We start from the raw sequence: 22,327 nt of genomic DNA, 5'->3' as shown, positions 1-22,327 counted from the left end.
TCGGCCCCGTCGGCCCCGTCGGCCCCGTCGGCCCCGTCGGCAGGGCTGTCGCTGCTCTCGCCGCTCGCGTCACCCAGCAGCTCGAGATAGATGAAGGTGTCGCAGGCGGCGACGAGTGAGGCGGGGGTCTTGCGCTGTCCGAGGCCGAAGACCGTCAGGCCGCCCTCGCGCAGGCGTGTCGCCAGGCGGGTGAAGTCGCTGTCGCTGGACACGATCGCGAACGCGTCCAGGTTGCCGGAGTAGAGCAGGTCCATCGCGTCGATGATGAGCGCGGAGTCGGTGGCGTTCTTGCCGGTCGTGTAGGCGAACTGTTGCACCGGTGCGATCGCGTGCTGGTTGAGGTTGTCCTTCCAGCCGGTGAGCTGGTTGGTGGTCCAGTCGCCGTAGGCACGCTTGACCGTCGCGACGCCGTACTGCGCCAGCTCGGCCAGCAGCGGGCCGGCGTGCCGGGGCGGGGTGTTGTCGGCGTCGATGAGGACGGCGATGCGCTGGTTGGTCGCGGGCTCGCTCATCCCGCCATCCTGCCGCAGTCGCGCCGGCCGGGGGTCAGCTGGCGGCGCTCGCGCTCGAGGCGGCTGACTGCGCGCGGTAGTCCGCGGCCCGGCCGGCGAGCGCGTTCTGCAGCTCGCGCACCGCCAGTGGCTGCTGGACCGAGCGTCGTCGTCGCAGCTGCAGGGTCACGGTGGTCTGCTCGCCGGCGATGTCGCGGCTCGCGATGAGCCCGGCACGGTGCAGCGGGTCGCCGATGACGGAGTAGTCGGGCAGCACGGTGACGCCGATGCCCTCGGCGACCAGCGACTTGCCCATCTCCGCGCCGTCGGTGCTGTGGGCGGCCGTCGGGAGGTCGGGGCCGAAGGTGCGGTGCACCCAGCGGTGCATCACGTAGCCGGCCCGCATCATCACGAAGCGCTCCGCGCGCAGCTCCTCGAGCGTGACCTGGGTGCGGCTGGTCAGCGCGTGCCCCGCCGGGAGTACGGCGATCGGCCGGCCCTGCACGAGGTCGATCCCCTCGAGACCGATCGGCGCGTCGTCCCCGTCGAGGACGTTGACGAGCCCGAGGTCCAGGGTGCCCTCGGCGAGGCCCTCGTCGATCTGCGCCTGCTGGAGGGTGAGCACCTCGACGGTGGTGTCGGGGTGGCGGTCCTGGAAGGTCCTGACGGCGGGGACGAGCAGCGTCGACGTCGCGGCGTGGACGGTGCCGATCCGGATCATGCGGGTGTCGGTGCGCTGGGTGCCGGCGGCGGCGCGGAGCCGGTCGACGGCCTCGAGCACCTCGGTCATGTAGGGGAGGAGCTCGCGACCCTCCCGGCTGATCCGGGCGCCCGAGCGGCGGCGGTCGAGCAGTGTGACCCGCAGCTCGCGCTCCAGCTTGGTGACGGCCTCGCTCAGCGCGGGCTGGGAGAGGTGGAGCTTCTCGCTCGCCCGGCGCAGCGACCCGTGCTGGGTCACGGCGGCGAGGTACTCCAGCTGTTCGATCCGCATGGGTGCTGCCTTTCACGTTCATCGGAGACGCCGTGGGTCAGGACGCTTGCCCGACCGACTAAGTCAAGTAAGTTTGTAGACAAACGTTAACACGACCGCCTCCTGAGAAGAGATCAGCCCGATGACGACCGACCTCACCGCCGCCGGCACTGACGCCGGCACCGACCCCCGCACCGGTGCCGGCAGCGGCTGGACCGACCGACCCACCACCCCCGACGGCTGGCTCGAGCGAGCACGCCAGGTGGCCACCACGCTCGCGGCCGACGCGGTCGAGCGCGACCGCGCCCTCGCCGTACCGACCCGGGAGGTGGCGCTCCTCAAGGAGTCCGGCCTGGTGACCCTGCTCGGGCCCGCCGAGCTCGGTGGCGGCGGCCAGGACTGGACCACCGCGTTGCGGGTGATCCGCGCGGTGAGTGCGGGCGACGGGTCGATCGGACAGCTCCTCGGCTACCACTACCTGTGGTTCTGGGCGGTCCGCCTCGTCGGCACGCCGGAGCAGGTCGCGGCGGTCGAGGAGCAGGCCACGCGGGAGGCGTGGTTCTTCGGTGGCGCGGTCAACCCGCGCGACGCCGACCTCGTGATCACCGAGGAGGAGGGCGAGCTCGTCTTCCGCGGGCAGAAGAGCTTCTCCACCGGCGGGCGGATCTCGGACGTCACGGTCCTCGAGGGCGTGCTGCACGGCACTGGCAACGAGGGGAAGCACATCTTCGCGATCGTCCCGACCGATCAGCCGGCCATCCGCTTCAAGGGTGATTGGGACGCCCTCGGCCAGCGCCTCACCGAGAGCGGCGGCGTCGTCATCGACGGCGTGCGCGTGCCCTGGGCCGCGGCGGCCGGCTATGTCGAGACCCCGCAGGGCTGGGAGTTCCAGCCGCGCGTCTACAACACCCTCAACGTGCCGCTGATCCAGATCATCTTCGCCAACATCTATGTCGGCATCGCCGAGGGCGCGCTCGGCACCGCCGCGACCTACACCCGCGACCGGACCCGCCCGTGGCCCTACACGCCGGACCTCAAGGACTCGGCCGCGCAGGAGTTCTACGTCGTCGAGACCTACGGCGACCTCCAGTCGAAGCTGTGGGCGGCGGAGTCGCTCGTCGAGCGGGCGGCCACCCACATCGAGGCGATCAACGCCCACGCCGACACGGTCACCGAGGGCGAGCGGGGCGAGGCCGCGGTGATCATCGCCGCCGCCAAGCAGGTCGCGATCGACGTCGGCCTCGAGATCGGCACCCGCGTCTACGACGTCACCGGTGCTCGCGCCACCGCGAGCGCGGTCGGGCTGGACATCTTCTGGCGCAATCTGCGCACCCACAGCCTCCACGACCCGATCGCACACAAGCGCGCCGAGGTCGGACGCTTCGCGCTGCTCGGCGAGCTGCCCGAGCCGACCTGGTACACGTGAGGAGGCCACGATGACCGCCCTGCGCGAGACCGCCGACACCGACATCGACACCGACACTGACACCGGCGCCGACATCGTTCGCGGCCTCGATCGTCCGACGCTGCGGACACCGCTGCTCGACGACCTGCGGTCGACGTACGCCCCGCTCTTCGCCGAGATCGCCGAGGGAGCGCTCCAGCGTGAGCTGGACGACGTCCTGCCCGACCAGGAGGTGCGCCGGCTCAAGGAGGCCGGGTTCGGCGCCCTCCGCGTCCCGGCCGAGTACGGCGGCCGCGGGGCCACGATCCCGGAGCTCACGCAGATCTGGATCGACCTCGCGGCTGCCGACTCCAACCTCCCGCAGGCGCTGCGAGGGCATGCCGCGCTCGTCGAGGACCGGCTGTGGCAGCACGCCCGCGGCCACGACCAGCGGGTCTGGTTCGACCGGTTCGTCGCCGGTGAGATCGCGGGCAACGCGTGGTCGGAGGTCGGTGCCACCGCGATCGACACCCAGTCGACCGTTCTCGCGCCGCAGCCCGACGGCGACTGGCTGCTGACGGGCAGCAAGTTCTACACGACCGGGACGATCTATGCGGAGTGGGCCGACGTCTACGTCAGAAGGCAGGTGCCGGGTCGCGAGGACGACTTCGCCATCGCGCTCGTCGACACCCGCAACCCGGAGGTGACCGTCTCCGACGACTGGGACGGCTTCGGGCAGCGGGGGACCGGCAGCGGGACGACCACCTTCGCGGCGGCCCCGGTCGGTGCGGCGGACGTGCTGCCGTTCGCCGAGAGGTTCGTCTTCCAAACGGCGCTCTACCAGCTCAACCTGCTGGCCGTGCTGTCCGGGATCGCGAAGGCGGCGGTGCGCGACTTCGCTGCGCAGGTGCAGGGGCGGGAGCGCAACTACTCCCATGCCAACGCTGCCCGGGTGCGTGACGACGCGCAGGTGCTGGCCCGCATCGGCGAGGCTGCCTCGGCTGCCTATGTCGCGGAGGCGGCGACCCTGCGGGTCGCCACGGCGATCCAGGAGGTCGCCGACCTCGCTGGGGTCGCTGACACCGATGGCGGGGCGGTGGAGGCCGCCAACGAGATCGCCGAGCTGGAGTCGTCGGCCGCACAGGTCGCGGTGACCGAGCTCGTGCTGACGGCCACCAGCCAGCTGTTCGACACGCTCGGCGCCTCAGGTGCGGCCCGCGCGAAGGGGCTGGACCGGCACTGGCGCAATGCGCGCACGGTCTCCTCGCACAACCCGCGCATCCTCAAGGCGCGGGTCGTCGGCGGCCATGTCGTCAACGGCACCCCGCCGCCGTACGCCTGGGCGATCGGGCGCACCGAGCGCTGAGTCGCACGGTGACAGGCGCTGCCTGTCGGGGGGTCGCCGGTTCCGTGGGAGCCGGCGGCCCCTTCCGCTTTCCCCCCTCGATCCTTGTGTGTAATGTCTATTGAACTACTCGACTTAAGTCCGAGTCCGCGTCCAACCCGAGCCAGGAGTCCACGATGACCGACCAGATCTTCGACCGCGAGGCCTTCGCGGAGCCCCTCAAGTTCGCCTACTGGGTGCCCAACGTCAGCGGAGGACTGGTGGTGAGCAAGATCGAGCAGCGCACGGACTGGAGCTATGACTACAACGTCCGGCTCGCCCGTCTGGCCGAGGACAACGGCTTCGACTATGCCCTCTCGCAGGTGCGCTACATCGCGTCGTACGGCGCCGCCTACCAGCACGAGTCGACGAGCTTCAGCCTCGCGCTGCTGCTCGCCACCGAGCGGCTCAAGGTCATCGCCGCGGTCCACCCGGGGCTCTGGCAGCCGGGTGTGCTGGCCAAGTTCATCGCCACCGCCGACCAGATCTCGGGCGGCCGCGCTGCGATCAACGTCGTCAGCGGCTGGTTCAAGGACGAGTTCACCAAGCTCGGGGAGCCGTGGCTCGAGCACGGCGAGCGCTATCGCCGTGCGGAGGAGTTCATCCGCTACGTGCGCGAGATCTGGACCTCCGAGCACGCCGAGCTCACCGGCGACTTCTATCGCCTCCACGACTTCGACCTGAAGCCCAAGCCGCTCAGCTCGCCGGAGCGGCCGCACCCGGAGATCTTCCAGGGTGGCAACTCCACCGACGCGCGCGGCATGGCCGGCCGGGTCTCGGACTGGTACTTCGCCAACGGCAACACCCCCGACGGCATCTCCGAGCAGATCCAGGACGTCACCGACGTCGCCACCGTGCACGGCCGCAAGGTGCGCTTCGGCGTCAACGGCTTCTTCATCGGCCGCGACACCGAGGCCGAAGCGCGCGACGTGCTGCGCGAGATCGTCGACAAGGCCGACCGTGAGGCGGTCGAGGGCTTCGGCGCGGCCGTGAAGCAGGCGGGCCAGAGCACGGGCGACAAGAGGGGCATGTGGCAGGACTCGGAGTTCGCCGACCTGGTGCAGTACAACGACGGCTTCCGGACCGGCCTGATCGGCACGCCCGAGCAGATCGCGACCCGGATCATCGACTACAAGAAGCGCGGCGTGAACCTGCTCCTGCTCGGCTTCCTGCACTACCTCGAGGACGTCGAGTACTTCGGTCGCGAGGTGCTCCCACTGGTGCGCGAGCTCGAGGCCGCCGAGCTGGAGCGGGTCTGATGACGAACACGTCGGTGGTTGAGGTGCGAGCGCCAGCGAGCCTCGAAACCCCGCCCAGCCACACCGCCGACTCGGCGATCGCGACGGCCGCCGACCTCGCGGACCGCTTCGCCGAGGAGTCGGCCCTCCGCGACCGGGAGCGGATCCTCCCGGTCGCGGAGGTCGACGCCCTGTCGGCGTCCGGGCTGCTGGCGATCACCGTCCCGGTGGAGTACGGCGGGCCGGGGCTCGGCGCCGCGGTGCTGGCCGAGGTGGTGCGGCTGCTGGCCACCGCCGACCCCAGCGTCGCCCAGATCCCGCACAGCCATTTCGTCTACGTCAATGCCCTGGTGGAGCAGGGCACCGAGGCCCAGAAGCGGCTCCTGCTCGGCGAGGTCGTGGCCGGCAGGAGGTTCGGCAACGCGCAGTCGGAGATCAACAGCTCGCACGTCCGCGACCACGCGACCACGCTGCGTCCCGACCCCGCCTCACCGGGCGGGTGGGTGCTGGACGGCGAGAAGGGCTACGCGACCGGCGCGCTGCTCGCGCACTGGATCCCGGTGCTGGCCCACCTCGGGGAGGGCGGCGCCCTCTCCGTCGCCTGGGTCGAGCGTCACGCCGACGGGGTCACCGTCATCGACGACTGGGACGGGCTCGGCCAGCGCACGACCGCCAGCGGCAGTGTCCGGCTCCAGGGGGTGAGGGTCGCAGCAGACCGCGTGACGCCGTACCACCTGACGTTCGAGCGACCGCAGGTCCATGGCGCCTTCGCCCAGTTGCTGCACGCGGGCATCGACGCCGGCATCGCCCGGGCGGCGGTCCGCGACGCGGCCGCCTTCGTGACCACACGCAGCCGGCCCCATCCCGACGCACTCGCGCTCTATGACACTGCCGGCGCCGCCGGCGACCCGCTGGTCGTGCAGGCCTTCGGCGAGATCGAGCTGCAGGTGCGCGCCGCCGAGGCGCTGCTGGCCGAGGCCGGTCGCGCGGTCGACCGGGCGCGCGCCGACCTGACGGCCACGACCGCCGCCGCGGCAAGCCTCGCCGTCGCCGCAGCCCGTGCGTCCACGACGGCCGCGTCGCTGGAGGCGTCGAGCCGTCTCTTCGAGGTCGGCGGCACCCGCTCCGCCCTCGCCAGCCTCGGGTTGGACCGGCACTGGCGCAATGCCCGCACCCACACCCTCCACGACCCTGCCGCCTGGAAGGTCCACCACCTCGGTCGCCACGCGATCGACGGCACCCTCCCCCCGGCCCACGGCCAGATCTAGCCGGTGGTCGAGGAGGCCGCCCGCGACCCCGGTGGTCGAGGAGGCCGCCCGCGGCCGTCACGAGACCCTCCGCACCCGAAAGGCACACCACACCGATGTCCCTGAAGTTCCACTGGTTCCTGCCCACCAACGGCGGCGACGGCCGCAACGTCGTCGGCGGCGGCCACGGGGTCAACCCCGGCCAGGCCGGCCGTCCCGCCGACGTCGCCTACCTGACCCAGGTGGCCCGCGCCGCGGAGGACAACGGCTTCGAGGCGGCGCTCACCCCCACCGGCGCGTGGTGCGAGGACGCGTGGCTGACCACGGCGATGCTGAGCCAGACCAGCGAGCGGTTGAAGTTCCTGGTCGCGTTCCGGCCTGGGGCCGTGTCGCCGTACCTCGCGGCCCAGATGGCCGGCACCTTCCAGAACCTGAGCGGTGGACGGTTGCTCCTCAACGTCGTCACCGGAGGCGAGGGCCACGAGCAGCGGATGTATGGCGACTTCCTCGACAAGGACGAGCGCTATGAGCGGTGCGGCGAGTTCCTCGAGGTCGTGCGGCGGCTGTGGGCCGGCGAGACCGTCGACTTCACCGGACGCCACCTCTCGGTCGAGGCGGCGCAGCTCGCGCAGATCCCCGACCCGGTGCCCGACATCTACTTCGGCGGCTCCTCTCCCGCCGCCGGTCTCGTCGCCGCCGAGCACGCCGACGTCTACCTCACCTGGGGTGAGCCGCCGGCGGCCGTTGCCGAGAAGGTCGCCTGGATCCGCGAGCAGGCGGCGCAGGCGGGCCGCGGCCCAGACGCTCGACCGATCCGGTTCGGGATCCGGCTGCACGTCATCACCCGCGACACGGCCGAGGAGGCGTGGGCGGAGGCCGACCGGCTGCTCCGGGGGATCGATCCGGCGGAGATCCGGAAGGTGCAGGAGGGATTGCGGCGCAGCGAGTCGGAGGGTCAGCGACGGATGCTCGACCTGCACGGCGGCAGCACCTCCGACCTCGAGATCCACCCCAACCTCTGGGCCGGTGTCGGGCTGGTCCGCGGCGGAGCCGGCACGGCACTGGTCGGCAGCCACGAGCAGGTCGCCGACCTGATCGAGGAGTACGCCGACCTCGGCATCGAGGAGTTCGTGCTGTCCGCCTATCCGCACCTCGAGGGCGCCTACTGGTTCGGCGAGGGCGTGCTGCCGATCCTCGCCGACCGGGGCCGCTGGAAGTACGACGGACCGCAACGCCACCACAACACCGCCGTGCCGTTCGCCGGAGTCGGCCGATGACATCGTCGACTCCCCGCACGGCCGTGCTCGTCGGCAACCCCAAGCCCGCGAGCCGGACGCTGACGGCCGCGCTCCACCTCCACCGCGAGCTGGTGGGCGCCGAGCCCGATCTCGTCGTCGACCTCGCAACCATCGGTCACGGGCTCGTCGACTTGGCCGATCGCGAGGTCGAGGAGCTGGTGACCGGCATCGGCCGCGCGGACCTCGTGGTGGTCGCCTGTCCGACCTACAAGGCGACCTACACCGGCCTGCTCAAGCTCTTCCTCGACCGCTTCTCCGTCGGCCAGCTCGGCGGGATCGCCGTGCCCCTGATGCTCGGCGCCGGTCCGGCGCACACGCTGGCACCCGCGGTCGGGCTGGCACCCCTGCTCACCCATCTGGGTGCGGTCGTGCCCACGGGCGGCCTCTATGTCCTCGATCGGGACCACGACGACCCCGCTGCCTACGCGGACTGGCTGGACCGGTCCCGTCCCGTCATCACCACGCTGCTCGGCGCCCGCGCGGCGCTGCGCCCGCACGAAGGAGTCCCCGCATGACCTCCTCATCGGCCCTCATCGACACCGTCGGCAACGCTGCCTCCGGCGCAGCCCTGCGCACCAACCAGGACCTCGACCCACTCGCACTCCGCCGCGCCCTCGGCGTGTTTCCGAGCGGCGTCGTCGCCGTCGGGGCCGAGGTCGACGGCGAGCTCGTCGGGCTCGCCGCCAGCTCGTTCACCTCCGTCAGTCTCGATCCACCACTGGTGTCCTTCTCCATCGCGCGCACCTCCAAGACCTGGCCCGACCTGCGCCGCGCCGGCCACCTCGGCCTGACCGTGCTCGCCGAGTCGCACGGCGGCGTGTGCCGCCAGCTCGCCGGCCCCGTCGGTCAGCGCTTCGACGGGGTCCCGCTGGTCGTGACCGACGAGGGCGCCGTACTCCTGGAGGAGGGGCTGGCCCGCTTCGACTGCTCCCTCCACCGCGAGGTCGAGGCCGGTGACCACGTCATCGTCCTGCTCCGCGTCCACGAGGTGACCGACGACTCCGGCGAGGACGCGCCCGGCGCCCCCCTCGTCTTCCACCGCTCTGGCTTCGGTCGGCTCCAGGTCTCCTGACCGCACGAGGTGCGCCGGTTTCTCGCACGAGGTACGCCGGTTTCTCGGTCCAGGTGCGGAGGTTGCGCACGGCGTACGAGAAAGCTCCGCACCTCGCATGAGAAACCTGCGCACTTCGTCCGAGAAAGTGGCGCACTTCGGCGTCGGTCAGGCGGTGGGAGCGGGGCGACGGGTACGACGACGCAGGGCCAGCCAGAGGGGGAGGCCGAGCAGGGCGAACGCGGCCAGCCACGGGACGACGAAGCCGAGGACCGTGCCGCCGACGACAAGCGCGTCGACGAAGCTGTCCCAGCCGTCCGTCAGGCCGCCGATGAAGCCGGCGCGGTCCTCCTCCTCGGCCGGCTCCTCGTCCTCCTCGCCGGGCTGCTGGACATAGACGGTGAGGGTGGAGAGGCTGGTCTGGTCGGCCAGCCACTGCTGCCGTGAGAGCAGGGCGTCGAGGTCGGCCTGTCGGGTCGCGAGCTGGCTCTCGATGCTCACCACCTGCTCGATCGTCTCGGCCCGCGCGAGCAGCGCCTCGATCCGGGCAACGCTCTTGCGCTGGGCGCGGACCCGGGCCTCGACGTCGACGACCTCCGACGACACGTCCTGGCCCGACGACGAGGAGTCGGTCAGCGTCGCGGTGCCCTCGAGGGCGGCCATCGCGTCGGCGAAGCGGGCGCTCGGGATGCGGATGACCATCCGGGTGGTCTCGACCTCGCCGCCCTCGCCGGTGCTCGTCTCCTGCTCGGTCACCACGCCGCGGTGGGCGTCGACGATCTTGCGGATGTCGAAGCGGGTGGTGCCGACGTCGTCGGACTCGAGCTCGACCCAGCCGGTCGAGATGATCGCCGCGTCGGTGAGGTCGAGCTCGGCGACCGGGCTGGCGGGACCGCCGTCATCTGCGCCCATCCCGCCCGCGGCCTCGGCCTCGTCGGCGAGGTCGCGATCGGCCGTCAGTCCGTCGCTCGTGCTGCCGCTGTCGTGCACCCCGCCGTCGTCCGCGGGGCCCTCTGCAGCGGGGGCCTCGGCGAAGGTCGAGCTGCTGCGGTCCGCGGACCCGGAGTCGTCGGAGGAGCAGGCGGTCGTCGTCGCGACAGCGGCGAGGACGGCGATGGCCGCCGCGGCACGGAGCGTACGTCGGTGTGGGGTCGGTGTCATGCGGGTCCGACGCCCATCGCCGCGATCCGGTTCCCCTCTGGCACTCTGGTCCGGTGACGCGTGCACTGGTCGTCGGCGCCGGGATGGCGGGACTCGTCGCGGCGCGTGACCTGACCGCGGCGGGGGCCGAGGTCGTCGTACTCGAGGCGACGGACATCTCCGGCGGCAAGCTCCGTGCGGGCCAGGTCGCCGGCGTCACCGTCGACGTCGGGGCGGAGGCGATGCTCAACCGGCGCCCCGAGGGCACGGCGCTCGCCCGCGACCTGGGGATCGCGCTGACCCACCCGACGACCGCCACGTCCCGCGTCTGGACGCGTGGTGCGCTCCGCCGTCTGCCACGCACCCTGATGGGCGCCCCGCTCGACCTGGACGACCTCGCCGCGACCGGCATCCTCGGACCCGACGGGCTCGACCGCGCCCGCCACCAAGTGCCGCAACCCCTCGACGGTGACGTCTCCGACATCTCCGTCGGGGACGCGGTCGCCGCCCGCTTCGGCGACGAGGTGGTCGACCGTCTGGTCGAGCCCCTCCTCGGTGGTGTGTACGCCGGACACGCCCGCCGTCTCTCGCTGCGCGCCGCCGTCCCCCAGCTGGCCGACCTGCTCGGGCGCGAGGAGTTCACCGTGCCCGTGCCGACGGGCGACCTGCCGCCGGTCTTCGCCGGGATCACGGGGGGGATGTGGCAGCTGCCGGCCGCGATCGAGGCGGACCTGCGCGAGCGCGGTGCCGAGATCCGTCACGACACCACGGTCACCGCAGCCCGACGCGACGGCGCGGGCTTCGTCCTGACGACGTCGGTGGGGGAGGAGCGGGCCGACCTGCTGGTCGTGGCGACGCCGGCCGCGGCGTCGGCCCGGCTGTTGGGTGACCTCGCGCCCGCCGCCGCCGCCGAGCTCGCCGCTCTCGACTACGCGTCGGTCGCCCTCGTCACCCTCGCGTTCGCCGCCGACGACCCCGGAGTCGCGGAGGCCCTCGACGTCGGGGCGGCCGGCTTCCTCGTCCCGCCCGTCGACGGCCGCCGGATCAAGGCGTCGACCTTCTCCTTCGCCAAGTGGGACTGGGTGCGCGACGCCGGCTCGGGCCTGCTGGTGCTGCGCACGTCGCTCGGCCGCCACGGCGAGGAGGCGTCCCTCCAGGTCCCCGACGAGGACCTCGTCCGCGCCTCCCTCGCCGACCTCGCCGAGGCCACCGGCCTCACCGCCCGGCCGGTCGACGCCGTCGTCCAGCGCTGGGGTGGCGGCCTGCCGCAGTACCGTCCCGGCCATCTCGACGCCGTCGCCCGCATCCGTGCCTCCGTGGCCGGTGTCCCGGGGCTCGCGGTGTGCGGGGCGGCGTACGACGGAGTCGGCATCCCGGCCGTCATCGCCTCCGCCCGCCGCGCCGCCGCCGCTCTCCTCTGACCACGAGGTGGGCTGGTTTCTCACCCGAGGTCGGCTGGTTTCTCACCCGAGGTCGGCCGGTTTCTCGCTCGAGCGCGACCGTCCTGCCGCCACGTCCCGACGTCCCGCCAGGTGTGCCCTGCTGTCCCTGTCGACCGGGACACCGGGCCCGCCAACCTCAGGTCATCGCCCTCAACCCTCCCGATGAAAGGACCCGCGATGACCAGCCAGAGGACCAGCCAGGTCGCCAGCCACACCACCGTGCCGCCCGCCGCCCTCGACCCGACCACGAGTCCGGCCGACTCCCCGGACCTCCCGGTCTACCAGCCGACCCGGTGGGCTCTCGCCGGCCTCGGCGCCGGCATCGCCGGCGTGGTCGCGGTCGTCAGCGCCGGCATGGTGAGCAGCGTCTACGACGAGGACCTGGCCGGCGACGCCCCCGCGATCGTCGAGGACCTCTCCGACAAGGTGCCGGCGATGCTCGCCTTCCACCTCGGCGCGATGGTGAGCGCGGTGCTCCTCGTCGTGTTCGCGGCCGGCCTGCTCCGTCGCCTCCGCGCGACCTGCGGTCCGGACAGCCTCGCCCCGATCGTCGCCTTCTCCGGCATCCTGCTCACCGTCGTCATGCTCGTGATGGGTGCGGGCCTCGACACCGAGTTCGTGTTCGCCGCCAGCGACCCCGACCTCGTCGTGGCCGAGAACCTCACCTTCTACAACCACTGGATCGGCACCATCCCGTGGTGCTGGGGCCTGCTCGGCCTCTCCGGTGTCGCGTTGTACGGCGCGGCGCGCGCCGGCGCCGTGCCGCGGTGGATCGGTCTCGTCGGGCTCCTCGGTGGCGGCCTGACGCTGCTGCTGGGCATCTCGCCGCTGCAGTACATGGCCGGCATGACCGGGCCGATCGGCCTGATCGTGATCTCGCTCGGCTTCCTCGCCGGCGACAAGGCCTTCCGCGGCCGCGCCTGAACGCGTGAGCTCCACCCATGGCCTGCGGGCCAGTTCAGCCGGTCCGGCCCGTGGGGGGCCGGACCGGCTGCACAATGTCCCGGTGCAGGTCCCGGTGCCGAAGCCCGTCCAACGCCTGCAGGTGCTCGCCATCCCGGTGGTGTGCGTCCTGCTGCTGCCGGCCTCGGCCGTGATCGACGCGATGACCCCGGCGGAGGGCCCCGGCCTCGCGGTGGCAGCGGGTCCGGGCTGGCCGTGGGCGGCCAACGGAGCGATCCTCGGCATCCTCGCGGCCCTCATCCTGCTGCGCGACCGCACCCAGCTCTTCGGCTGGATGCTGTCGCTCTATGGCCTGTTCTGGGCCGTGGACGGCTTTGCGCAGAGCTATCTGCGGGCCGGGATCACCGAGACCGACGCCTGGCCGGCGAGCACCTTCGTGCTGTGGTTCTTCAACCGTTTCGGCTCCTACCTCGTCGGGGTCGTCGCCGTCCTCCTTCTGATCTTCCCCACCGGCCGCTTCCTGGCCGGCCGCTGGCGGGTCCTGTCGTGGATCGCCACCGGCGCGGTCGTGCTGAGCGGCCTCGTCTTCGTGGTGCTGCCCGCCGAGGGCGAGCAGCGGCTCGACGGTCTGCCGCCGCAGGTGGACCAGGACCCGACCTCGCTCTCCGCGCTCGCCGGTCACGGGCCCCAGCTGGCGACCCTCGGCATCGGGCTCAGCGTCTGCGCCTTCTTCTTCTCGCTGCTGGTCGTCGTCGTGCGTCACCGACGCTCCGAGGGCGTGGAGCGCGACCGGATGCAGTGGCTGCTGTGGAGCGTCGTGATCATCGCCGCCGTCGTGGTGGTGGGACTGGTCTTCCCCGGCGGGCTCGCCGACTACACCGGCGCCTTCTCCGCGACCGTCGTGCCGCCCGCCGCGATGACGATCGGGATCCTGCGCCCCCACCTGGTGCCGATCGCCGACCTGCTCGGCCGCACGGTGGTGCTCGCCGCGGTGGTCGTCGTGCTCGTCGCTGCCGATGCCCTCGTGCTGGCCGCGCTCACCCTCGTCCTCGACGACGACCTCACGTCCGCCCAGGTCGCGGCCGTCGTGCTCGTGGTGGCCGTGGTCCTCTACGGTCCGCTGCGCCAGCGCCTCTCCGCGGCCGTACGACGGGTGATGCTCGGCGCCCGCGGCGACCGCTACGACGCCGTGGCGGGTCTCGCCTCCACCCTCGAGACCACCGACGACACGGCCGAGCAGCTGGCCGCGGTCGCCCGGTCCGTGGCCGCCGCCTTCGGCGTGCCCTTCGTCAGCGTCGAGGTCGACCGCGAGCACGGCGAGCGGCTGGTCACGACCCACGGGGTGCGTCCGGGCGAGGTCCGCACGCTCCCGATCACCTACCGCGGCGCCTCGATCGGCCGGCTCGTCCTGCCCGCGCGCGGCCTGCGCAGCCGGCTCACCGACCGCGACGAGGAGCTGCTCGGCGACCTGGTCCGTCAGGCCGCGACGGCCGCGCGCACGGGCCAGCTCGCCGAGGAGGTGCAGCGCAGCCGCGAGCGCCTGGTCGCGGCCCGCGAGGAGGAGCGACGCCGGATCCGTCGCGACCTCCACGACGGTCTCGGGCCGGCGCTGGGCGGCATCGTCTTCCAGCTCGACGCCGCGCGGATGATCGTCGACCGCGACCCGGCCGCGGCGGCCGAGCAGCTCGCCACGGTGAGCGGTCACGTGCAGGACGTCGTCGCCGACGTACGACGCCTGGTGCACGACCTGCGTCCTCCGGCCCTGGACGACCGTGGACTGGTCGGGGCGCTGCGCCAGCAGGCGGAGTCGCTGGCCCTCGAGCTGACCGTGACGGCTCCCGACCTCTCCGGCCGGCTGCCGGCGGCGGTCGAGGTCGCGGCCTACCGGATCGTGGGGGAGGCACTCACCAATGTCGCCCGCCACGCAGGCGACCCAGGGGTCCACCTCACACTCGCGCTGACCGACGACGCGCTGACCGTCGAGGTCGCCGATCGTGGCGTCGGGATTGCCGCCGACCGCCAGGCCGGCGTCGGTCTGGCCAGCCTCCGCGAGCGTGCCGCCGAGCTGGGCGGCACGACCACGATCACCAGCCCCGGCGCGGGCACCGTCGTCCGTGCCCACCTTCCGTCGAGGACCCCGTCATGACCAGCGATGCCAGCCTGCCGACCGCACCGATCCGCGTCGTGGTGGTCGACGACCACCAGATCCTGCGCGACGGACTGGTCGCCCTGCTCTCGGCGCTCCCCGGGATCGACGTCGTCGGTGTCGCCGCCGACGGGCGGGAGGCCATCCACGTGGTGGGGGAGGCGCAGCCCGACCTGGTCGTGATGGACATCCAGATGCCGCACCTCGACGGCATCGAGGCGACCCGCTTCCTCACCGGCCGTGAGCCGGCGCCGCGAGTCGTGATGCTGACGATGAACGAGGACGACATGACGATCCTCAGCGCGATCCGGGCCGGCGCCTCGGGCTACCTGCTCAAGGGCGCGGGCGCCGCCGAGGTGGAGCACGCGATCCGGTCGGCGGCCGCCGGCGGGATGGTGTTCGGAGCCGGCCTGGCCGCGACGGTCGCCGGCTTCTTCGCCGGCTCCGCGGTGACGGCTCCCCGCCCGGAGCTGCCCTTCCCCGACCTGACCGACCGCGAGCGCGACGTACTCGAGCGGATCGCCGCCGGCCACAGCAACGACGCCATCGCCGCGGCTCTCTTCGTCTCCAACAAGACGGTGCGCAACACGGTCTCCGCGATCTACGCCAAGCTGCACGCCACCGGCCGCGCCGACGCCATCGTCAAGGCCCGGGAGGCGGGCTTCGGCCGCGACGAACGGCGCGGCACAATGGAGCCATGACGGACCCGCAGGCCCACATCCAGTCCAACGCGGCTCGGATCAACGAGATCAACGACATGATCCGCTTCACGATGTGGTCGGTCTTCAAGCTCGACCAGCCACTCGGCGACGACGACGTCGTGCGCAAGGGCGAGCTCGCCGAGGTCGAGGCACTCGCGGCCGAGCTGGCCGCCGAGGACGTCGTCATCCGCGGGGTCTACGACGTGGCGGGCCTGCGCGCCGACGCCGACCTGATGCTGTGGTGGCACGCGGAGAGCAGCGACGTCCTGCAGCGGGCCTACCACCGCCTCCGCCGTACGACGTTCGGCGCACGCCTCGCACCCGTGTGGTCGCAGATGGCGCTGCACCGCCCGGCCGAGTTCAACCGCAGCCACCTCCCGGCCTTCCTGGCCGACGAGCGGGCGCACGCCTATGTCGCGGTCTATCCCTTCGTCCGCTCCTTCGAGTGGTATCTCCTCGACGACGCCGAGCGCCGCCGTCTGCTCGCCGAGCACGGCCAGATGGCCCGCGGCTATCCCGACGTCCGCGCCAACACGGTGCCCAGCTTCGCGCTCGGCGACTACGAGTGGATGCTGGCCTTCGAGGCCGACGACCTCACCCGGATCGTCGACCTGATGCGGCACCTGCGCGGCTCGGAGACCCGCCGCCACGTGCGCGAGGAGGTCCCGTTCTACACCGGTCGCCGGGTGGAGTGGGCCGAGCTCCTCGAGCTGCTGCCCTGATCTCGGCCGGGGGCATCGTCGCCCGCCGCTCGGGATGTGCGCTGTAACACGTTGTTGACCGGCCTACGCGACCCGTGTCGGCGTTTTTCAGCGCTGTACGGGTCGTGTACATCCGGCACGGGTCGTGGAGATCGGCGTACGACGTGTTACATCCGGCACGGGGTGCCTAGACCCGCCAACAACGTGTTACATGCCGAACGCCCCGAAGAACCGCGCCTTAAGTTTGCAATTCCTAGTGAGTTAGTCCAGAATCATCGTCATGTCCGCTCGCACTGTCCTCGCCCCCGCCGCCCGGCGGGCCGCGATGCCGTGCGGGCGCTCCTGTCGTCGCTGTTGTTGATCGCACCTCCTGCCTGATCCGACGGACCGACCATCCGCCGCCCGCGCGCGCCTCTCGGCGCTGCGTGCCGCGCGGCGGCGACAACGAGAGACACCACGATGACCCAGCTTGCCGTCCTGCCCCTGCTCGACGTCGTCCGCGAGTACGCCGACGACCCCGACCTCTACGACCTCCTCGACCTCGACGGCGACGAGCGCTCGTGGATCCGGTTGCTCACCACCGACGACTTCGAGCTGTGGCTCATCTCCTGGCCGCCCGGCGCCCGCACCGACTGGCACGACCACGGCACCTCGGCCGGCGCCTTCACGGTGCTGCGCGGGGCCCTCGTCGAGCACACCTTCGACGGCGGACTCCAGCTCGTCGACGTCGAGCCGGGCCACAGCCGTGCCTTCGCCGCCGGCTACACCCACGACGTACGCAACGACAGCGACCAACCCGCCCTCTCCCTGCACGCCTACTCGCCGCGCCTCCACACCATGACCCGCTACCGCTTCCATGGTGACCGGCTCGAGGTGCTCGGTGTCGAGTCGGCCGGGGAGGAGTGGTGAGCTCGGCTCGGCTCGACCGGCTCGAGACGCAGGCCCCGGCGTCGTCGTACGACGGCATCGACGCCATGCTCGCCGACGCGCGCTCCCGACTCGAGCGGATCAGCCCGCGCCGCGCCTTCCAGGAGCTGCTGACGTCCGATGCGGTGCTCGTCGACATCCGTCCGGCCGCCCAGCGCGCCGAGGAAGGGGAGGTCGCCGGCTGGCTGCCGGTCCTCGTCGTCGAGCGCAACGTGCTGGAGTGGCGCTTCGACCCGCGCAGCGACGCGAGCCTGTCGATCGCCGCGTTCGACCGGCGCGTGATCGTGCTGTGCCAGGAGGGCTACACCTCCTCGCTCGCCGCCGACTCCCTGCAGCGGCTGGGGATCGATCGAGCCACCGACGTCGTCGGCGGCTTCGCCGCCTGGCTGCGTGACGGGATGCCGGCCGCCGAGTAGGCGAGCCGGGTCAGTCGGTGCTCTCGCCCTCGCGGACGTCGCAGTCGCACAGCTCGGCCGCCTCGTCGGCGATGTCGGTGTCGAAGGACGTCGCGAAGGTGACGACCTTGGAGCCGTCGACCACCGCGTCGCTGAAGTAGGCCTCGTCCTCGACGTACTGCGCGGCCGACTCCTCGTCGGCGAACTCGACGTAGATGCCGACCTGGATCAGCTCGGGGAAGCCGACGTCGATCTGGTCCTGGTCGACGTAGCAGTCGAGCTGGCGGAAGAAGGTCACCTTCGGCAGCAGCTCCTCGTCCACGCCGGTCGGGTTCTCGTCCCACTGGGCCATGGGGCAGTCGGGGTTGCTGTCGGCCCACCGGTCGGTGGGGGTGAGCTCCTCGATGGCCTCGAAGCTGAGGCCGGCGGGCGCGTCGTCGTCGCTCGAGGAGTCCTTGTCGTCGGCGTCGTCCCCGTCGTCGGAGCCGCTGCAGGCGGTCAGGGCGAGGAGCAGGGCGGGGAGGGTGGCGAGGGCCGCGGAGCGGGCCGTCGTACGTCGGGCAGGGCGGAGGTGGGCGAGTGACATGGCACGGCCTTCCGAGAGCGGGATCATGGGGTGATCGAACGCTACTGACGCCCGCTGCCCGGCGTACGGCGGTCGCGCATTCCTTTACCCGGCGGCGCCGCTCGCGCGCTGGCGTCGCTGGGTAGCATTTCCCCATGGCCTACAACGTCGAGAAGACGGATGCGCAGTGGCGCGAGGAGCTGTCCGCGGAGGAGTACCAGGTGCTCCGCAAGGCGGGCACGGAGCGCGCCTTCACGGGGGAGTACACCGACACCGAGACGACCGGCGTCTATCGCTGCAAGGCCTGCCAGGCCAAGCTCTTCGAGTCGGACACCAAGTTCCACTCCGGCTGCGGCTGGCCGAGCTTCTATCAGCCGATCAGCGACACCATCGAATACATCGACGACAACTCGCACGGCATGCGCCGCACCGAGGTCCGCTGCGCCAACTGCGGCTCGCACCTGGGCCACGTCTTCCCTGACGGCTACGGTACGCCGACCGGCGACCGCTACTGCATCAACTCGGTCAGCCTCAGCCTGGAGCCCAAGGAGGGCTGAGGCCAGGCCTCCGCGACTCCCCGTCCACCGCTGGTGGGCGGGGAGTGCTGTTTTTGCAGGTCGGTCATGGCCGACGCACGCCGAGTTGACGGCACAGCGATCCGAGAGTGAGAATCATTCTCATGTTGAACCGATCTCGAGTCCTGCTCGCCACCGCCGTCTCCACTCTCGCCTCCTGCTCCCTGGCCGCTTGCGGCACGGAGGCGTCCGAGGAGCCGGACGCGACCACCACCCCCTCGCCGAGCGTCACCGCCGTCGAGGCCACCACCGCTCAGCCCCGCCTCGCCGTGTCGTACGACGGGGGCGTGCTCGTCCTGGATGCCGCGACCGGCGACGTACTGCTGGACCACGAGTCCGAGGGCTTCCTGCGGCTCAGCCCGGCGGGCGACGGGCGGCACGTGATGGTCTCCGGGCCCGGCGGCTTCACGGCGCTCGACCTCGGGAGCTGGACCGACGAGCACGGAGACCACGGGCACTCGTGGACGACCGATCCCCGGCTCACCGACTTCACCGTCGCCGCCGAGGAGCCCGGCCACGTCGTCGCCCACGGCGGCCGGACCACCCTCTTCGACGACGGCACCGGCATCGTCACCGCCTTCGACGACGCCGAGCTCGAGCACCTCGACGAGCACGCGCCCGAGCTCGACACCTGGGAGCTGCCCGAGGCCCACCACGGCGTCGCCGTGCAGGACGAGCTCGGCAACCTGATCCACACCGTCGGCGACGAGGAGTCGCGTTCGGGCATCCGGGTCGCCACCGCGTCGGGCAATGAGCTCGCCGTCACCGACGAGTGCCCGGGCGTGCACGGCGAGGCCTATGCGGGCGACGTCGCGGTCTTCGGCTGCGAGGACGGGGTCGTCGTCGTCGACGGCCGCACGATCAGCAAGGTGACGTCTCCCGACGCCTACGGCCGCATCGGCAACCAGGCCGGTCACGAGACCTCGCCCTTCGTCCTGGGCGACTACAAGGTCGACCCCGACGCCGAGCTCGAGCGGCCCACCCGTGTCACCGTCATCGACACCCGTGACGCGTCGCTGCGGCTCGTCGACCTGCCCGCCAGCTACACCTTCCGCTCGCTCGACCGCATGCCCGACGGTGACGGCCTCGTGCTCGGCACCGACGGCAGCCTGCACGTCGTCGACGTCGAGACCGCCCGGGTGAGCCGCTCCCTGCCGGTGACGGCGGCGTGGCGCGAGCCGATGGACTGGCAGGTGGCCCGCCCGCTGGTGGAGGTCGTCGGCGAGCTCGCCTACGTGACCGAGCCGGCGACCAGCCAGGTCCACGTCGTCGACCTCGGCACGTTCAAGGTCGTCGACACCCTCGAGCTGCCCCAGGTCCCCATGGAGCTCTCCGCCGTCACCGGCTGAGCGACGAGCCCCCGCGCCTCGATGCTTCGCCAGCCAGCTGGCGAAGCGTCGGGGCTAGGCTCGCCCCATGGCCAAGACCCCCGCAGCCATGGTGCAGGCCGGCGATCGCGAGGTCCGGATCTCCAGTCCCGACCGCGTCATCTACGAGGCGACCGACCGGACGCCCGAGGTCACCAAGCTGATGGTGGCCGAATACTTCGTGGCCGTCGGTGACGGCCTGATGCGTGCGCTGCGCGACCGGCCGACCGCGCTCGAGCGCTGGCCCGACGGCTATCGCGAGGGCTTCCGGCTCTCGACGGGCTACGGCGACGACGGCGAGGGCTTCTACCAGAAGCGCGTGCCGAAGGGGGCGCCCGACTATCTCGAGCCGGTCGGCATCACCTTCCCGTCGGGTCGCACGGCCGAGGAGGTCTGCTCGACCGAGATCGCCGTCCCCGTCTGGTGCGCGCAGATGGGGACGCTGACCTTCCATCCCTGGCCCGTACGACGCACGGACGACCCGGCCAGCCTCGATCACCCCGACGAGCTGCGGATCGACCTCGACCCCCAGCCGGGTACCGGATTCGCCGATGCGGTCCGGGTTGCCGGCGTCGCCCGCGAGCTGCTGGAGGACCTCGGCCTGCGCGGCTTCCCCAAGACCTCCGGCAACCGCGGCGTCCACGTCTATGTGCGGATCGAGCCGCGCTGGACCTTCGAGGACGTGCGGCACGCGGCGATCGCTTTCGGCCGCGAGCTCGCCCGCCGCGATGAGCAGGTCACGACCGCGTGGTGGAAGGAGGAGCGGGGGGAGCGCATCTTCGTCGACTACAACCAGAACAACCGCGACCGGACGATCGCGTCGGCGTACTCCCTGCGGCCGAAGGCCGGCGCACCGGTCTCGACGCCGATGACCTGGCCGGAGCTTGCTGCCGTCACCGATCCCGGTGAGTTCAACCTCTTCACCGTCCCCGAGCGCCTCGACGACGGCGATCCGTGGGCGACCATCGACGACGAGTCGTTCTCGCTCCAGCCACTCCTCGACCTGTGGCAGGAGCAGGTCGAGGCGGGGGAGGGCGAGCTCAACTTCCCGCCCGACTATCCGAAGATGCCGGGTGAACCGCCCCGCGTGCAGCCGAGCAAAAAGGTCGCTGAGCACTGGGACGCTGACGGCAACAGGATCGACAAGTAGCGCGCTACTGGTACTCCTTGCTCGCGAGAACCTCCGGGATGCGAGATGTGGCTGCGATATGCATTCCAAGGGCTGCGCCGACACGGCTCGCCAGGTCGATGACGCGAGCGAGGTCCGCTTCGAGATCCCGTGTGTGGATTGGTTCATGATGAGCAATGCGGTTGCGCAGACGACGAAGATCATCGAGTTCGGTGTGGAGCTTGCGGCGCCTCACTGGAGCCTCGAAGGCATGCCTCAATGCGGGCTGCCATAGCTGGCGGTTGTACTCGTCGGCGAGGAGCGACCACCAGAACCCGAACGGCAACTCGGCGACGATCTTTCCGTGGGGAGCAGCGGCGCCGCCCGCGTGCGCCAGCGCGATGGAGACAGCCTTGCGGGAGCGGTCGGTGAGCACCGGTGAGGCTGGGCTCAGCCATGCCGCTCCGAACGCGGCGGACACGGCCTGGTTCATGGCGTTGCGGAGGCCGACCTCGAGGTAGTGGATGGACTCGAAGAAGGCTGACGAGACCTTGGTGTTCCAGTCGTACAGCTCGACGGCCCGCTCCCAATCACCGTCGCAGGCGGAAAGGTAGGGAGCCATGCGGGCAGCGGACAGCAACCGCTGCAACGTCCTCTGGTCCCGAGACACGACATCCCTTCCGCGCGGTTGGCCTTGTCGGATCTTGAGCGTAGAGTTGGCCACCGACAGAGAGCCCCGGGATCAACGGCGTAGCGGCGCAAGCCAGCGAACCCCCCCGGGGCCTTGTCGTATCCAGACGAGGGGGGTGCCGGGTGAGCCGCCGCGTGTGCAGCCGTTGAAGAAGGTCGCCGAGCACTGGGACGCCGACGGCAATCGGATCGAGGGCGCCTGAGAGATCTCTCAGCGTCAGGAGCGGTCGGTCGGACCCACTGCCTCGAGGGTCCGCACGATCACGAGGACCCCGACCGCTGCCAGCGCGGCCACGGCCAGCGGCCACCACCACGGCAGCCAGTGATCGATGCGGGCGCCGGCGGCGACGGTGCTCAGCAGGAAGGTCGTCACGGCGACCACGTGCGGCCACGGCGTACGACGGGTCGCCCACCACGCCAGCAGATTGAGGGCGGGCGCGAGAGCGACGTAGGTCGCCCAGGCCGCATAGACCGGCTCGTCGTGGACCTGGAGGGTGCGGACGACCCGCCAGGCAGCAGCGTCGCTGAGCCACCACACGGCACCGGCGAGCCCGCCGGCCGCCGCCACGAGGGCGAGGTTGGCGGCTCGCAGCCCGGGCGTCAC

Annotated in this window: 23 protein-coding genes; 17 read left to right on the top strand and 6 right to left on the bottom strand. The window is 71.8% G+C overall.

The features are described 5' to 3' along the window. A partial coding sequence (locus E9934_RS20270) for an NYN domain-containing protein (RefSeq protein ID WP_238694930.1) occupies positions 1-512 on the bottom strand: 512 nt, incomplete at its 3' end. 34 nt (positions 513-546) lie between these two features. Then, a complete protein-coding gene (locus E9934_RS12315; protein ID WP_136563180.1) occupies positions 547-1,482 on the bottom strand; it encodes a LysR family transcriptional regulator in 936 nt (311 codons plus the stop codon). A gap of 121 nt (positions 1,483-1,603) precedes the next feature. On the opposite strand from E9934_RS12315, the gene E9934_RS12310 reads away from it, so the two are divergent. From E9934_RS12310 to E9934_RS12280, 7 genes are all read left to right on the top strand, one after another. Continuing rightward, positions 1,604-2,887 (top strand): acyl-CoA dehydrogenase family protein, encoded by a 1,284-nt coding sequence (locus E9934_RS12310; protein ID WP_136563179.1) that lies wholly within the window; start codon positions 1,604-1,606, stop codon positions 2,885-2,887. Positions 2,888-2,897: 10 nt separating this feature from the next. Continuing rightward, the gene (locus E9934_RS12305; protein WP_136563178.1) at positions 2,898-4,211 is read left to right on the top strand and encodes an acyl-CoA dehydrogenase family protein; all 1,314 of its coding nucleotides are present in this window, start codon (positions 2,898-2,900) and stop codon (positions 4,209-4,211) included. A gap of 155 nt (positions 4,212-4,366) precedes the next feature. Further along, positions 4,367-5,488, top strand: a complete 1,122-nt coding sequence (gene sfnG, locus E9934_RS12300) for a dimethylsulfone monooxygenase SfnG (RefSeq protein ID WP_136563177.1) — start codon at positions 4,367-4,369, stop codon at positions 5,486-5,488. Continuing rightward, positions 5,488-6,735, top strand: a complete 1,248-nt coding sequence (locus tag E9934_RS12295; RefSeq protein WP_136563176.1) for an SfnB family sulfur acquisition oxidoreductase — start codon at positions 5,488-5,490, stop codon at positions 6,733-6,735. Before sfnG ends, E9934_RS12295 begins: the two co-directional genes overlap by 1 nt. A gap of 95 nt (positions 6,736-6,830) precedes the next feature. Beyond that, positions 6,831-7,991, top strand: coding sequence for an LLM class flavin-dependent oxidoreductase (locus E9934_RS12290; RefSeq protein ID WP_136563175.1), 1,161 nt, complete (start codon positions 6,831-6,833; stop codon positions 7,989-7,991). Beyond that, complete coding sequence (locus E9934_RS12285; RefSeq protein WP_136563174.1) at positions 7,988-8,527, top strand: NAD(P)H-dependent oxidoreductase; 540 nt, start codon at positions 7,988-7,990, stop codon at positions 8,525-8,527. The genes E9934_RS12290 and E9934_RS12285 overlap by 4 nt, the downstream gene beginning before the upstream one ends. Beyond that, positions 8,524-9,084: a flavin reductase family protein gene (locus tag E9934_RS12280; RefSeq protein WP_136563173.1), complete on the top strand. Its 561-nt coding sequence runs from the start codon at positions 8,524-8,526 to the stop codon at positions 9,082-9,084. The genes E9934_RS12285 and E9934_RS12280 overlap by 4 nt, the downstream gene beginning before the upstream one ends. A 147-nt stretch (positions 9,085-9,231) precedes the next feature. Here the strand turns inward: E9934_RS12280 and E9934_RS12275 are convergent, their stop codons facing one another. Continuing rightward, entirely contained in the window at positions 9,232-10,224 is a 993-nt protein-coding gene (locus tag E9934_RS12275) for a DUF4349 domain-containing protein (protein ID WP_136563172.1), read from the bottom strand. 53 nt (positions 10,225-10,277) lie between these two features. On the opposite strand from E9934_RS12275, the gene E9934_RS12270 reads away from it, so the two are divergent. From E9934_RS12270 to E9934_RS12240, 7 genes are all read left to right on the top strand, one after another. After that, positions 10,278-11,624, top strand: a complete 1,347-nt coding sequence (locus E9934_RS12270; protein ID WP_136563171.1) for a protoporphyrinogen/coproporphyrinogen oxidase — start codon at positions 10,278-10,280, stop codon at positions 11,622-11,624. 198 nt (positions 11,625-11,822) lie between these two features. Next, on the top strand, positions 11,823-12,569 hold the full coding sequence (locus tag E9934_RS12265; RefSeq protein WP_193556906.1) for a hypothetical protein: 747 nt from the start codon (positions 11,823-11,825) through the stop codon (positions 12,567-12,569). A gap of 82 nt (positions 12,570-12,651) precedes the next feature. Further along, positions 12,652-14,694 carry a sensor histidine kinase gene (locus E9934_RS12260; protein ID WP_136563170.1) on the top strand — a complete coding sequence of 681 codons (2,043 nt, stop codon included), beginning with the start codon at positions 12,652-12,654 and terminating at the stop codon, positions 14,692-14,694. Continuing rightward, positions 14,691-15,395 (top strand): response regulator transcription factor, encoded by a 705-nt coding sequence (locus E9934_RS12255; protein ID WP_136563169.1) that lies wholly within the window; start codon positions 14,691-14,693, stop codon positions 15,393-15,395. Before E9934_RS12260 ends, E9934_RS12255 begins: the two co-directional genes overlap by 4 nt. Next, positions 15,392-16,117: a hydrogen peroxide-dependent heme synthase gene (gene hemQ / locus E9934_RS12250; protein WP_136563168.1), complete on the top strand. Its 726-nt coding sequence runs from the start codon at positions 15,392-15,394 to the stop codon at positions 16,115-16,117. The genes E9934_RS12255 and hemQ overlap by 4 nt, the downstream gene beginning before the upstream one ends. Before the next feature lie 438 nt (positions 16,118-16,555). Then, positions 16,556-17,005, top strand: coding sequence for a cysteine dioxygenase (locus tag E9934_RS12245; protein ID WP_136563167.1), 450 nt, complete (start codon positions 16,556-16,558; stop codon positions 17,003-17,005). Next, entirely contained in the window at positions 17,002-17,439 is a 438-nt protein-coding gene (locus E9934_RS12240) for a rhodanese-like domain-containing protein (RefSeq protein WP_238694929.1), read from the top strand. Before E9934_RS12245 ends, E9934_RS12240 begins: the two co-directional genes overlap by 4 nt. A gap of 10 nt (positions 17,440-17,449) precedes the next feature. On the opposite strand, the gene E9934_RS12235 is transcribed toward E9934_RS12240, so the two are convergent. After that, the gene (locus tag E9934_RS12235; RefSeq protein WP_136563166.1) at positions 17,450-18,004 is read right to left on the bottom strand and encodes a hypothetical protein; all 555 of its coding nucleotides are present in this window, start codon (positions 18,002-18,004) and stop codon (positions 17,450-17,452) included. Between the two features lie 134 nt (positions 18,005-18,138). On the opposite strand from E9934_RS12235, the gene msrB reads away from it, so the two are divergent. The 3 genes from msrB (at position 18,139) to E9934_RS12220 (ending at position 21,075) form a co-directional block, all read left to right on the top strand. Continuing rightward, entirely contained in the window at positions 18,139-18,540 is a 402-nt protein-coding gene (msrB, locus tag E9934_RS12230) for a peptide-methionine (R)-S-oxide reductase MsrB (RefSeq protein WP_136563165.1), read from the top strand. Positions 18,541-18,662: 122 nt separating this feature from the next. Further along, the gene (aztD, locus tag E9934_RS12225) at positions 18,663-19,907 is read left to right on the top strand and encodes a zinc metallochaperone AztD (protein ID WP_136563164.1); all 1,245 of its coding nucleotides are present in this window, start codon (positions 18,663-18,665) and stop codon (positions 19,905-19,907) included. Between the two features lie 67 nt (positions 19,908-19,974). After that, positions 19,975-21,075: a DNA polymerase domain-containing protein gene (locus tag E9934_RS12220; RefSeq protein WP_136563163.1), complete on the top strand. Its 1,101-nt coding sequence runs from the start codon at positions 19,975-19,977 to the stop codon at positions 21,073-21,075. Positions 21,076-21,079: 4 nt separating this feature from the next. On the opposite strand, the gene E9934_RS12215 is transcribed toward E9934_RS12220, so the two are convergent. Both E9934_RS12215 and E9934_RS12205 read right to left on the bottom strand, forming a co-directional pair. Further along, positions 21,080-21,655 (bottom strand): Abi family protein, encoded by a 576-nt coding sequence (locus E9934_RS12215; RefSeq protein ID WP_136563162.1) that lies wholly within the window; start codon positions 21,653-21,655, stop codon positions 21,080-21,082. A 285-nt stretch (positions 21,656-21,940) separates the two neighbouring features. Further along, positions 21,941-22,327, bottom strand: a complete 387-nt coding sequence (locus tag E9934_RS12205; RefSeq protein ID WP_136563160.1) for a hypothetical protein — start codon at positions 22,325-22,327, stop codon at positions 21,941-21,943.

It is taken from the genome of Nocardioides caeni, assembly GCF_004912195.1.
Classification (GTDB): Bacteria; Actinomycetota; Actinomycetes; order Propionibacteriales; family Nocardioidaceae; genus Nocardioides; species Nocardioides caeni.
The sequence above is the reverse complement of the archived record's forward strand: the minus strand, read 5'-3'. Positions and strand labels throughout refer to the sequence as shown.